Origin of the sequence: Staphylococcus massiliensis CCUG 55927, assembly GCF_000298075.1 — a bacterium.
GTDB lineage: Bacteria > Bacillota > Bacilli > Staphylococcales > Staphylococcaceae > Staphylococcus > Staphylococcus massiliensis.
Window position 1 is genome coordinate 106,994 of sequence record NZ_JH815595.1, and the last position, 12,912, is coordinate 119,905.

Sequence of the window (12,912 nt, forward strand, 5' to 3'; positions counted from 1 at the left end):
AAAGCAAAGATATAACATAAAATGACTTATCAGAAGTCTTATATCATCGTATATTCGGAGATGATATAATATATAAGTCGCCTATCTCTCAGGCGTCAATTCAGACGCAGAGAGGAGGTGCATATCAGATGGTCGAAGCTCTTGTTCACATCACGACCACAGTCATCAGTGGTTGTATTGTTGCGTTATTTACGCATTGGCTACGTACACGTAACAATAAGAAAAAATAGGCGATATTAGTCAACACCTAAAAATCCCCTCACTATTGCGAGTAGTGAGGGGATTGGTGCATATAATACACGAAGCTCTTGTTAAATATATTATAACACCATAGTGGATAGGAATGCAAAAGATCAAAAACAAAAAAGAAAGACTTAAAACCTGATTAATTCTGTAATTAAAAAAAGTATTTTGATTATATTCTCATCAATGGGGGAGTAGTTCAAATATATCTATGTATAACTTTTATTTCCGTTCCTTTCGTATTCCCTTTATGAATTCCTCATGGATAAATCCCCAATCACACATAGCACTTAATACGGGCTCCAATGATTTTCCATGTTTAGATAAAGAATATTCTACTTTTGGAGGGATTTCGTGATAAACAACACGAGTGATTAGGCCATCCCTTTCTAAGTCTCTAAGTTGTTGCGTTAGTACACCCTGTGTTATTTCAGGAATTAAATGTCTCAATTCCCCGAAACGTTTTGTGCCTTTTACTAAAAGAATAAATAATATATAAGGCTTCCACTTACTACCAATTGCTTGAAGCGTGGTAACAATTCTATATTTTGATTGTTCATCCAACAGAGTATCTCCCCTTTAAAATAACAATGTATAATCATAAATTCGTACTAAGTATATTAATCATATCAAATGAAAAGAACAAAAATAATAAATTAGCCTGATAGATTTCTTGTTTTGTATATATGGATAATTTAACAAAAAATAGGAGTTATTATATCGTACGTGATTGAATTAGTACCTTTTAACATACTAAGTATGAAAGATATGTCTACTTTTCAATCTGAATTTAGATCGGCATAATTATTATAAAGTACAAAATACTTTGTACATATAAAGAAACAATATACCTTCCATTTATTTCATCTTGTAATGAACAGTGTTCTATCATTTTTCGTACTTTTAGGTAAATATTTGAAATTGGAGTTGATTAAATGCCCTTTGTAATTTATGTATTAGGATTACTTATTTTTGCACAAACAACATCAGAATTTATGGTCGCTGGTATAATGCCAGTTCTTTCGGAAGAGTTTGGCGTATCTATCTCTTCTATTGGTTACCTTATTTCAGCTTATTCGGCAGGTATGGTCATCGGAGGCCCCATACTTACCTTAGCTTTACTTAAAGTGGCTCGAAAAAAAGCCCTGTTGACTCTTACTTTTGTGTATTTAATAGGTCAGATACTTGGGGCGATGGCACCCAATTATGAGATAATGTTCGTAGCACGTTTAATTACGGGAATTAGTTCTGCTGCTTGTTTTGGTCTATGTATGGCGATTGCTTTTCAATTAGTGAGTGCGCATACTCGCGGACGTGCTGCTTCCATTGTTTTGGGTGGTTTAATGCTGGCAACCGCAGCTGGTCTTCCAATTACTATTATGGTAGAACAATATTTTGGATGGCGCGCTAGCTTTTGGACTATTGCCTTATTAGTTTTATTAGCAGGCATATTAGCATATATCTTTATTCCATCTGTTGCTCAACAAGAACAGACCAGTGTTCGAAAAGAACTTGGTTTATTTAAAAATTATTCTTTATGGGCGGCTTATGTAACAAGTATGGTAGTTATAGGTGCAATTATTACAGGATTTAGTTACTTTACACCAATTTTAACTAGTATTTCGGGAGTTAAATCGACAACCGTTCCTTATATTCTTGCTGGTTATGGTATAGCAATGGTAATAGGGAATGTTATTGTGGGTCGATTGGCTGATACTTATATGATTTCAGTTTTAGTTGTAGGACTTAGCGTCTTGACAGTTACCTTTGTGGTATTTGGACTTTTTACAGAACTTCCTATGATTGCTGTAATTTCAATAATCACTGTTGGTTTTGTAGGATTATCAATGAATCCTGCTTTAGCCATTCGTGTAACTAGAGTTGGTGGTACAGGTACATTAGTTGCCAGTGTCCATAATTCGATGATTAATTTAGGGAATACATTTGGTCCTGCGATTGGTGGGTTCGCTATTGAGGCTGGATTTGGATTAGCTTCTCCATTATGGGTCGGTTTAATTTTATCTATTATTGCTCTAATATCTTTATTACCTATTGTTAGAGGTAATATCCCTTTTCTTAATACTAAATAGGTGGTCAACATATCTATAGAAAAATAATGGTTCTGTTGCAAAGTTAAAAATCATGTAATATTTATACTGAAAAACGAAAAATAATTAATACTAACAAAACTCTTTACTGTTAAAACAATATTTGCTTTTATAGTTTTGTATAGATGTGCATATAATTTTAACTTTGCAACAGAACCGAACAGAATATATAATAACATATGAAAGGTCAAGATTAATCTTGACCTTTCATATATCTCCATAATGCATGAGTTGTTAAAACTAGTCCCATAGAAAAAAAGAAAACAATAATAATGTTTAATACTATACTTAAGAAATTATAAGTCGGTAAGTATATAAATAAAAGGAACATCGGGATAGTAAACAATAAATCCCACCATCCTAAAGATAATAAAGATTTTTTTAGATTTTCCATAAGATCACCTATTTTTTTATGAGAGTACTTTACATGCTGCATCTTCCCCGCCGAATTTTTCAACAGCTGTTTGGAAAATGTATCTACAAGCAGCTCCTCCAGCGAATCCAGTAGCAGCACCAAATGGTCCGCTAACCATAGCACCAGCTGCACCAGCTCCTAATGACACCCCAATGCAAGCTGAATAACTAGAGAAAATACATGCCCACTTAAGTGCAGCTTTATTTATAGCATATGTTGTAACACCATTATCTACAGCTGTATTTTCATTAACTATATCACCATTATTATTTGCCTCAGATTTTAAAATGTAATTGTTATTAATATCATATAAAGTAAAAGTAGAATTTCCATTAGATAATTTCTTTTGAATAATATAATATTCAATTTTATTACCTTCTAAATAGTAATTGTAATATACACCATTTTCATCTTTAGCATTGATAAAACCTACATTATCTTTTTTAACTTTATAGTTATTATTCAACAAATTCTCTTGTGTTAATTTGTGTTTTTTAAGTGTTGCATCAAGATTTTGAACTTGGTTTAAATCGACTCTTTCTACATCATCTTTGTTTAACACCTTATTTTCAGAGGTTTTATTCTCTTCTGCTTACGTTACAGGACTAAATAACGTTGCAAAAGTAACTAAACAAGAAATTAAAATAAGTGAAATCTTCTTCATTGTAAATTTCCTTTTAAAAATAATTGTTTTTACAATTTTAGTATAAAGAAAAAAGTAGATTTTTAAACCGCTTACAAAACAGTCACAATATTGTAACGGATCATAAATTTATTACAATTAATTTATGATCTGTTAGCTTCCTCTGCTCAAAGTATAGAATTAAATTCACTTAAAACTAAAAATCAGAAAGCCAAATCTAATCTTGTAAAACCGTCATCTTCCACAAGATTTATGGTAATTTACGCAATCGTATCATTTTATGTATAAATCTTTTTGTAGCTAATCCTAAAAAAGAGATTAAGCAACTTTATGCTGCTTAATCTCTGTGTTTTAGCTCACCAGTCCTATTTGAAAGAGAGTCTATAAAAGAAAATATCGTCTACTATCAACTACTTTGAATATTACTTTTTAGATATGAAATGTCTTTAAATATTTTTCTTTTTAAAAGCATAAATTACCAATGCTAAAAAGATAATAATATAGACAACATTACCAATATATAATTCGTGCATTTCTAGTTTAGTCATTTTTTTGAATAATTCGTTATCTAATACTTGTGTACTTAAATTCAACATGTTGATAGGATTCCATTTTAACCATTCCCATTGAGCAATTGCCGCAAATAGTATGCCTGAAACAACAGAAGAAGCAAAGTAAAAGACAATTCCTACAGCAATCGAAACACCTGGTGATTTTAAAAGGCAAGAAATTAATAATGTTAAACTCAATATTAACCACATACCAATATAAGTAGCTAAAGCAGTTAATAAGTGCTCTTGTAACAGTGATAAATTGTCCCCAGATTGTTTTAAAATATCCATATCTGAGAATAGGATTAATTTTAAACCTAAGCTTATCAAGGTAGTAACAATAAATAATATTAATGAATAAATAAATAAAGCGATAAATTTACTTAAAATAATACTCATTCTTGAGTAGTTTCTATAAAGTAAGTTCTTAATTGTACCGTAGTGGAATTCCATAGTGATTATGGTTGCCGCTTGAATAATCATTAAGAAGATAATCCAAGCAAATCCTGTATACCCTTGTTTGAACTGTGATTCTGGCTTAAGTATATCTTCATAATTATTACTTAAGACTGCCATAGCAATCATTATAATAAAGATTATAATTGGGATAATAATGGATGATTTCTTTTTAAATATCTTATAAAGTTCTTGATTAATTAAAGTGCCCATTATGATTGTTCCCCCTTATGATCAATAATATTAAGTAATATGTTTTCTAAATCACTTTCATTTGATTGGTTCAATTCTTCCATAGTAGTCTCTTTAATAATTTCACCTTTATCAATAATTAAAATTGAGTCTGTAACTTTAACAAGTTCACTTAAAATGTGACTAGATATTAAAAAAGTTACACCTTGATTTTTAAAGTCTATAATTGTTTCTCTCACATTTTTCACAGCTTTTGGATCTAAGCCATTCATCGGTTCATCTAAGATAACTAATTGGGGGTGATTTAAAAGAGCAAGAGCGATGCCTAACTTTTGTTTCATTCCTAAAGAATAAGTTTTTGCTTTACTATGTATAAAATCATTCATTTCTAACTTATCAACAATTTGCTGAATATTACTCGTGTCTTTATCTTCATTAATAAGCTTCATATTTTCAAAACCAGTAAGAAATGGATATAAACCAGGGTTTTCAATTAGAGCACCTATATCATTACTTTTGTTCGAAGTATGTGATTTCAGAGTTCCTGATTGATAACTAGATAGACCTAAAATAACTTTCATTAATGTTGTCTTGCCTGCACCATTTCCACCTACTAAACCAATAATATCCCCACTACTAAGTGTGAAGGATACATCTTTTAGAATCTTTTTACTTTTGATGTTTTTACTAATTTCGTTCAAAGTTAACAATTCCATAATACTCCCCTTTTGATTTTGTGGCTTATATATTAATATTACCACACAAACAATTATAAATATATAATTAGTGTGATATCGATACTATTTAAATTATAAAAAGTATATATTGTCAAAAAGATGGTTCTGTTGCAAAGATAAAAATATAACTAATCACTAATTTATCAAGTAAATGTTCAACTCATTTTTTATTCATTTATATTAATTAATGAATAATGGCTAGCAATCTTGATTGCCAAACCTCTAAAATGCTTGAAGAGTTAGAGTTAAAAATAAAAACGTGTTACATTCCCTTATTAAATGCATTTGTCTCTCAATAAATTTTTGAAATACTTGATTTTTTCTTTTTTGTCAGTATACTATTCTGTGATATATTACACAAAACAACCTTGTTTTTTTACAAAACAATGCCGGTTCTGTTGCAAAGTTAAAATTATATGCACATCTATACAAAACTATAAAAGCAAATATTGTTTTAACAGTAAAGAGTTTTGTTAGTATTAATTATTTTTCGTTTTTCAGTATAAATATTACATGATTTTTAACTTTGCAACAGAACCTTCTGTTCTCTATTTAAGTAATAACGGCTAGCACTTTAGCTGTTATTTTTGTTTAAACTGAATAAGAAAAATTAAAATTAATCATCAAATGATTGATGAAATTGACGAAGAAATTTGATGATAAATTTTGATATTCTTTTTAAAACGTTAGCGAAAAAGCTAGCGTTTTTTATGTTGGTTTTAAATTAGATATTTAAGCGTTTCATACAAAAAATACAAAAAAATGAAATCCTATATATCCTAGGCCTTTAATAAAGATTGTCAAATCAATAAAAAATATCTGGTTCTGTTGCAAAGTGAAAAATAATGTAATATAAATACAAATAAATGCAAAAACAATCAATATATATAAATGATTTATCGTTAAAATAACATTTATTTTTTATATTTGCATAGTATTGTATACTAATTTTACTTTGCAACAGAACCTGAAAATTCAATGTGATTGAATTTTCATTGAATGTATATCAAACTAGTAGATATAGACATGTAATATGAAACTTGAAAGGAAATGAACGTAAATGGCTAATAAAAATTATAATGCAGCTAACATAGTTATTGATACTCTAAAAAATAATGGTGTGGAATATGTATTTGGTATTCCAGGAGCGAAAATTGATTATTTATTTAATGCACTTGAAGATGATGGTCCAGAATTGATTGTTACACGTCACGAACAAAATGCGGCAATGATGGCACAAGGTATAGGAAGATTAACTGGTAAACCTGGTGTAGCTCTTGTTACAAGTGGTCCAGGCGTGAGTAATCTAACAACCGGATTATTAACAGCAACTTCAGAAGGCGACCCTGTACTAGCGTTAGGTGGACAAGTCAAACGTAATGATTTATTACGTTTGACACATCAAAGCATTGATAATGCAGCCTTATTAAAATCATCTACAAAATATAGTGTAGAGGTACAAGATCCTGAATCTTTATCAGAAGTCATTACAAATGCAATGAGAACAGCAACTTCAGGTAAAAATGGTGCCAGTTTTGTTAGCATTCCACAAGATGTGATTTCTTCACCTGTTGAATCTAAAGCCATATCATTATGTCAAAAACCAGATTTAGGTGTCCCAAGTAATCAAGATATTAATGATGTAATTGAAACAATTAAAAATGCATCATTCCCTGTTCTTCTAGTGGGTATGAGAAGTTCCAGCGTAGATGAAACAAATGCAATTCGTAAGTTAGTTGAAAAAACAAATTTACCAGTTGTAGAGACATTCCAAGGTGCCGGTGTTATTAGCCGAGAACTTGAAAATCATTTCTTTGGTCGTGTTGGATTATTCCGTAATCAAGTGGGTGATGAATTACTACGTAAAAGTGATTTAGTCATCACAATCGGTTATGATCCAATTGAATATGAAGCAAGTAATTGGAATAAAGAATTAGATACAAAAATTATCAATATTGATGAAGTTCCAGCTGAAATCACTAATAATATGCAACCAGTGAAAGAATTAATAGGTAATATTTCTGGAACAATCGAAATGATTTCAGAAAAAGTGCATGAACCATTTATTAATGAACAGCACTTAGATGAATTAGAACAATTAAGATCATACATTATTGATAAAACAGGTATTAAAGCAATACATGAAGATGGAATATTACATCCAATTGAAGTTATCGAATCTATGCAAAAAGTTTTAACAGACGATACTACGGTAACTGTCGATGTCGGAAGTCATTATATTTGGATGGCACGTAAATTCAGAAGTTATCATCCAAGACACTTATTATTCAGTAATGGTATGCAAACGTTAGGTGTAGCATTACCATGGGCGATTTCAGCAGCGCTTGTAAGACCGAATAAACAAGTTGTCTCAGTAGCTGGTGATGGTGGTTTCTTATTCTCATCACAAGATTTAGAAACAGCAGTTCGTAAAAAATTGAATATTATTCAATTAATTTGGAATGATGGTAAATATAATATGGTTGAATTCCAAGAAGAAATGAAATATGAACGTTCGTCAGGTGTAGACTTTGGTTCAGTTGATTTTGTGAAATATGCAGAATCCTTTGGAGCAAAAGGAATGCGTGTAACAAATCAAGAAGAATTAGAAAATGCGATTAAAAAAGGTTATGAAATTCAAGGACCTGTAGTCATTGATATACCTGTAAATTATAAAGATAATATGAAACTTTCAACCAATATGTTGCCTGATGCATTTAATTAATAATCAAATAGTAATTGAGGAGTGAATCTTTTATGACTAATATCTTATATCAACACGGTACATTAGGAACATTGATGGCAGGACTATTAAAAGGTACTGCCTCAATTAATGAAATATTAAAACATGGAGATTTAGGTATTGCGACTTTAACGGGATCGAATGGAGAAGTGATATTTGTGGATGGTAAGGCTTACCATGCTAATGAACATAAAGATTTTATTGAATTAAAAGGTGATGAATTAACACCTTATGCGACAGTGACGAAATTCAAGGCAGATACAACATACCAAACTAAAGATAAATCATCTGACGATGTTTTTGACGAAATTAAAGAAAACATGATGAGTGAAAACTTGTTTTCAGCTGTTAAAATTTCTGGAGTATTCAAAAAAATGCACGTTCGCATGATGCCTGGACAAGAGCCGCCATATACACGATTAATTGATTCGGCACGCAGACAACCCGAACAAACTGAAACGTATGTTGAAGGAACTGCTGTTGGTTTCTTTACGCCCGAACTATTCCATGGTATTGGATCTTCAGGATTTCATATACACTTTGCGAATGATGATCGTAACTTCGGCGGCCATGTGCTAGACTTTGAAATAGAAGATGCTAAGGTTGAAATTCAGAACTTCGAAACATTCGAACAACATTTCCCAATCAATGATGAAATCTTTAATAAGACGGATATTGATTATAAAGATATTGCAGAGGAAATTAGAGAAGCAGAATAGTATCTTAAAAATTAAAAGAGGAGTATAAATTGCTTTGTTAGTGCATTCATTTGATCCATTTCATAATTTGTTGTTATCTTCAATTGTTGCTGCTATACCAATCATTCTTTTCTTACTGTGTTTAACAGTATTTAAAATGAAAGGTGTTTATGCTGCATTAACAACTTTGATTATAACAATATTAGTAGCATTATTAGTTTTTAAATTACCATTGAGCATTGCTGGAGGAGCTACATTTGAAGGTTTCTATCAAGGTATTATTCCCATTGGTTTTATAGTTATTATGGCCGTATGGTTGTATAAAATTTCTACCAAAAGTGGTCAATTTGATGTTGTTAAAGACAGTATAGCTAGTATTTCACAAGATCAACGTATTCAATTATTACTAATCGGTTTTGTATTTAATGCATTTTTAGAAGGCGCAGCCGGATTTGGTGTACCAATTGCTATATGCGCTGTATTACTTACGCAGCTGGGATTCAAACCTTTAGAGGCAGCTATGTATTGTTTAGTAGGTAATGCTGCCGCTGGGGCTTACGGTGCAGTAGGAATTCCAGTAGCTATTGTTGATACGTTAAATTTATCAGGTGATGTTTCTGCTACCGAGGTAGCACTCGTGGGTAATTTAACACTAGGATTTATTAGTTTCTTTGTGCCTTTCTTATTAATATTTATGATTGATGGGTTCAAAGGAATTAAAGAGATATTACCATCTATTTTAGTTGTTTCTGTAACTTATACGTTTTTACAAGTGATTATAACATCATTTGCAGGTCCTGAACTTGCAGATATTATACCTGGATTGGCAGCTATGGTTGCACTAGCATTATTCTCTAGTAAGTTTCAACCTAAAAACATATTTAGATTACAACAAAATGAAGAACCTAAACGTGTAGCTAAACATTCATTCAAAAATATTGTTTATGCATGGAGTCCTTTCATCATTTTAACTGTTATTGTACTTATATGGAGTTCATCATTCTTTAAAGGATTATTTGAAAAGAAAGGACTATTACACTCTCTTGTAATTAATTTTAATGTACCTGGTACGATGAATGACGTAACGCACGCACCAAATGTACTCACTTTTAATTTTATTGCACAAACCGGTACAGCTATATTAATTACAGCTATTTTGACTATTATTATTGCAAATAACATGAATTTTAAAATTGCTGGGAAACTATTAGGATTAACAGTGAAAGAACTATGGATTTCTGTATTAACAATATGTTTTATCCTAGCTGTATCTAAAGTAACGACTTATGGCGGATTAAGTAGTGCTATGGGCCAAGGTATTGCTAAAGCTGGATCTATATTTCCACTATTATCACCAATTTTAGGTTGGATAGGTGTATTTATGACTGGATCAGTTGTAAATAACAATGCATTGTTTGCTCCAATACAAGCCTCTGTTGCTGGACAAATTGGTGCTAAAGGGTCCTTACTTGTGGCAGCTAACGTAGCTGGTGGCGTTACGGCTAAAATTGTATCACCTCAATCTATAGCTATAGCTACTGCTGCAGTTAATGAAGTAGGAAATGAATCACAATTAATGAAAATGACAATGCGCTTTAGTATAGGATTATTAGTATTTGTATGCATCTGGACCTTTCTACTTAGCTTATTAATAAGCTAAGTAGAAATAACAATAATATTACAGAACATGTATCTATTCCATAAAAGAATAGTTCTTATTAAAAATAAGTATTTTAATTTCTGTATGTTTTGTATTACACTAATATTTGTACTTAAAAGAAGGGAGTCAATTATGAATACAAAAGAGTCAAAAACAGTTGTTGTTATTGGCGCTGGTGTTTTAAGCACAACTTTTAGTTCTATGCTTAAAGAATTAGAACCAAGTTGGAATATAAAACTATATGAACGTTTAGATCGTCCTGGTATCGAAAGTTCAAATGAGCGTCATAATGCTGGAACTGGTCATGCTGCTTTATGTGAATTGAACTATACAGTGAAACAACCTGATGGATCAATTGATATAGAAAAAGCAAAAGAAATTAATGAACAGTTTGAGATTTCAAAACAATTTTGGGGTCATTTAGTTAAAAATAATAGTATTTCCAACCCTAAAGAATTTATTCAACCATTACCTCACATTAGTTTTGTTAGAGGTAAAAATAACGTTCAATTCTTAAAGGATCGTTATCATGCTATGAAGGATTTTCCAATGTTCGACAATATTGAATATACAGAAGATATTGAAGAGATGAGAAAATGGGTTCCATTAATGATGGAGGGTCATAGCTCAAGTGATATTATGGCTGCTAGTAAGATTAACGAAGGTACAGACGTTAACTTTGGAGAGCTTACTCGTAAAATGGCTAAAAATATTGAACAACATCCTAATGCCAATGTCCAATATAATCATGAAGTAATAGACTTTAACCATCGAAAAGATGGTAAATGGGAAGTTAAAGTGCGTCAACGTAACAGCGGTGATGTTCAAACTGAACTTGCTGATTATGTATTTATTGGTGCTGGTGGTGGTGCTATTCCACTATTACAAAAAACTGGAATTCCAGAAAGTAAACATTTGGGCGGATTCCCTATTACAGGACAATTTTTAATTTGTACTAACCCAGACATTATAGCCCAACACGATGCCAAAGTTTACGGTAAAGAACCACCTGGCACACCACCTATGACAGTACCTCACTTGGATACTCGATATATTGATGGTGAACGTACATTATTATTTGGTCCATTCGCTAGTGTGGGACCTAAGTTCTTAAAAAATGGGTCTAATCTTGATTTATTTAAATCAGTCAAACCATATAATATTACAACATTGTTATCTGCTGCTGCTAAAAACCTACCTTTAATCAAATATTCATTTGATCAAATATTAATGACTAAAGAAGGTTGTATGAATCATTTACGTACATTTTATCCAGAAGCACGTGATGAAGATTGGCAGTTATACACTGCAGGCAAACGTGTACAAGTGATTAAAGATACTCCCGAATATGGTAAAGGATTTATTCAGTTTGGTACAGAAGTTGTTAATTCTGAAGATCATTCGGTAATAGCTTTATTAGGAGAGTCTCCAGGAGCATCAACTTCAGTATCTGTAGCTTTAGAAGTACTTGAGAAAAACTTCCCTGAATATGAATCTGAATGGACGCCTAAAATACAAAAAATGATTCCATCTTATGGTAAATCACTCATTAATGATACTGCGTTAATGAAAAAAATCCGTCAACAGACATCAAAAGATTTAGAATTAAATTACTATCAAAACAATAAGTAGACTACAATACAATGCTAAAAAGGAATGTTAAGCGTGAAAAAATTATTAATAGTAACAATTATTAGTGCTATTGGTTTTTGTGCACTCAAACGTTACCAAAAACATGTAAACCAAGCACCAAACATAGAATATTAGAGTCAAAATATTTATAAAAATTATTACGTATATTAATTTTATAAAGCCAAATTCAATTTTTAGTGATATTAAAAAGAGGTCTCATATATGAGATCTCTTTTTTCATTGATAAAGTTTTTGGATTCTGTAAGTATAGTACTATAAGAAATCAAGCAGTTTTAAAACACTACGTAAGATGACTTATCGGAAGTCTTATATCATCGTATATTCGAAGATGATATAATATATGCGTCGCCTATCTCTCAGGCGTCAATTGACGAAGAGAGGAGGTGCATTACTTTGCTAATCATTTTCGTTCACATCATAGCACCAGTCATCAGTGGCTGTGCTGTTGCGTATTATACTTATTGGCTTAGTAAACGCAACAAATAATTAATAGGCGACTTATAAGCCAGCATCGAAAAAATCCCCACACTATTGCAGTAGTGTGGGGATTGGTGCATTAATTGTTAATCATTTTCGTTATCTAGATTATAACACTGGTTAGTAGAGAAATGCAAAAGTATACAATCTAACATAAGAAAGACAAATAAACATAATGAATGTGATTTAAATTTGAATATAATAGAAGATGAAAATAGAATTATAGGTGTTTTAAAATTTATATCACCTAAATATAGCAAAGATTTTGAAAATGATTATTTATATTTTAATAACCTTAAAACTTTTCAAAAAATTGAACATGAAGATATAGGAGAT

At 31.1% G+C, this 12,912-nt stretch carries 13 protein-coding genes; 8 read left to right on the forward strand and 5 right to left on the reverse strand.

Annotated elements, in window-relative coordinates; genetic code table 11:
- Positions 1–128: 128 nt before the first annotated feature.
- Positions 129–230 carry a type I toxin-antitoxin system Fst family toxin gene (locus tag A33S_RS12300; RefSeq protein WP_000228874.1) on the forward strand — a complete coding sequence of 34 codons (102 nt, stop codon included), beginning with the start codon at positions 129–131 and terminating at the stop codon, positions 228–230.
- A gap of 235 nt (positions 231–465) precedes the next feature.
- Here the strand turns inward: A33S_RS12300 and A33S_RS0110205 are convergent, their stop codons facing one another.
- Entirely contained in the window at positions 466–807 is a 342-nt protein-coding gene (locus A33S_RS0110205) for a winged helix-turn-helix transcriptional regulator (RefSeq protein WP_017176821.1), read from the reverse strand.
- Positions 808–1,178: 371 nt separating this feature from the next.
- Between A33S_RS0110205 and A33S_RS0110210 the strand changes: the two genes are divergently transcribed.
- Positions 1,179–2,333 (forward strand): MFS transporter, encoded by a 1,155-nt coding sequence (locus A33S_RS0110210; protein ID WP_009385210.1) that lies wholly within the window; start codon positions 1,179–1,181, stop codon positions 2,331–2,333.
- 211 nt (positions 2,334–2,544) lie between these two features.
- Here the strand turns inward: A33S_RS0110210 and A33S_RS12545 are convergent, their stop codons facing one another.
- The 4 genes from A33S_RS12545 to A33S_RS0110225 all read right to left on the reverse strand — a co-directional run bounded on the left by A33S_RS12545 (position 2,545) and on the right by A33S_RS0110225 (position 5,324).
- Positions 2,545–2,787, reverse strand: coding sequence for a DUF6007 family protein (locus A33S_RS12545; RefSeq protein ID WP_420801857.1), 243 nt, complete (start codon positions 2,785–2,787; stop codon positions 2,545–2,547).
- Positions 2,762–3,328 (reverse strand): hypothetical protein, encoded by a 567-nt coding sequence (locus A33S_RS0110215; protein WP_017176823.1) that lies wholly within the window; start codon positions 3,326–3,328, stop codon positions 2,762–2,764. The genes A33S_RS12545 and A33S_RS0110215 overlap by 26 nt, the downstream gene beginning before the upstream one ends.
- A gap of 527 nt (positions 3,329–3,855) precedes the next feature.
- Positions 3,856–4,629, reverse strand: a complete 774-nt coding sequence (locus A33S_RS0110220; RefSeq protein ID WP_009385212.1) for an ABC transporter permease — start codon at positions 4,627–4,629, stop codon at positions 3,856–3,858.
- Complete coding sequence (locus tag A33S_RS0110225) at positions 4,629–5,324, reverse strand: ABC transporter ATP-binding protein (protein WP_009385213.1); 696 nt, start codon at positions 5,322–5,324, stop codon at positions 4,629–4,631. Before A33S_RS0110225 ends, A33S_RS0110220 begins: the two co-directional genes overlap by 1 nt.
- A 1,081-nt stretch (positions 5,325–6,405) precedes the next feature.
- Here A33S_RS0110225 and alsS point away from each other — a divergent pair.
- From alsS to A33S_RS12305, 6 genes are all read left to right on the forward strand, one after another.
- Complete coding sequence (gene alsS, locus A33S_RS0110230) at positions 6,406–8,070, forward strand: acetolactate synthase AlsS (RefSeq protein ID WP_009385214.1); 1,665 nt, start codon at positions 6,406–6,408, stop codon at positions 8,068–8,070.
- Between the two features lie 32 nt (positions 8,071–8,102).
- Complete coding sequence (gene budA, locus A33S_RS0110235; protein WP_009385215.1) at positions 8,103–8,807, forward strand: acetolactate decarboxylase; 705 nt, start codon at positions 8,103–8,105, stop codon at positions 8,805–8,807.
- A gap of 34 nt (positions 8,808–8,841) precedes the next feature.
- Positions 8,842–10,446, forward strand: a complete 1,605-nt coding sequence (locus tag A33S_RS0110240; RefSeq protein WP_009385216.1) for an L-lactate permease — start codon at positions 8,842–8,844, stop codon at positions 10,444–10,446.
- A 132-nt stretch (positions 10,447–10,578) separates the two neighbouring features.
- A complete protein-coding gene (lqo, locus tag A33S_RS0110245) occupies positions 10,579–12,078 on the forward strand; it encodes an L-lactate dehydrogenase (quinone) (RefSeq protein ID WP_002451369.1) in 1,500 nt (499 codons plus the stop codon).
- 24 nt (positions 12,079–12,102) lie between these two features.
- Positions 12,103–12,213: an SE2200 family small protein gene (locus A33S_RS12550; RefSeq protein ID WP_100223796.1), complete on the forward strand. Its 111-nt coding sequence runs from the start codon at positions 12,103–12,105 to the stop codon at positions 12,211–12,213.
- A 279-nt stretch (positions 12,214–12,492) separates the two neighbouring features.
- Positions 12,493–12,585 carry a type I toxin-antitoxin system Fst family toxin gene (locus A33S_RS12305; protein ID WP_001791613.1) on the forward strand — a complete coding sequence of 31 codons (93 nt, stop codon included), beginning with the start codon at positions 12,493–12,495 and terminating at the stop codon, positions 12,583–12,585.
- Positions 12,586–12,912: the final 327 nt, after the last annotated feature.

Excerpts from the sequence above, each read along its gene's own strand:
- A33S_RS12300 (WP_000228874.1), top strand. The coding sequence starts at position 129 with ATGGTCGAAGCTCTTGTTCACATCACGACCACAGTCATCAGTGGTTGT.
- A33S_RS0110210 (WP_009385210.1), top strand. The coding sequence starts at position 1,179 with ATGCCCTTTGTAATTTATGTATTAGGATTACTTATTTTTGCACAAACA.
- A33S_RS12545 (WP_420801857.1), bottom strand. The coding sequence starts at position 2,787 with ATGCAGCATGTAAAGTACTCTCATAAAAAAATAGGTGATCTTATGGAA.
- A33S_RS0110220 (WP_009385212.1), bottom strand. The coding sequence starts at position 4,629 with ATGGGCACTTTAATTAATCAAGAACTTTATAAGATATTTAAAAAGAAA.
- A33S_RS0110225 (WP_009385213.1), bottom strand. The coding sequence starts at position 5,324 with ATGGAATTGTTAACTTTGAACGAAATTAGTAAAAACATCAAAAGTAAA.
- alsS (WP_009385214.1), top strand. The coding sequence starts at position 6,406 with ATGGCTAATAAAAATTATAATGCAGCTAACATAGTTATTGATACTCTA.
- budA (WP_009385215.1), top strand. The coding sequence starts at position 8,103 with ATGACTAATATCTTATATCAACACGGTACATTAGGAACATTGATGGCA.
- lqo (WP_002451369.1), top strand. The coding sequence starts at position 10,579 with ATGAATACAAAAGAGTCAAAAACAGTTGTTGTTATTGGCGCTGGTGTT.
- A33S_RS12550 (WP_100223796.1), top strand. The coding sequence starts at position 12,103 with ATGTTAAGCGTGAAAAAATTATTAATAGTAACAATTATTAGTGCTATT.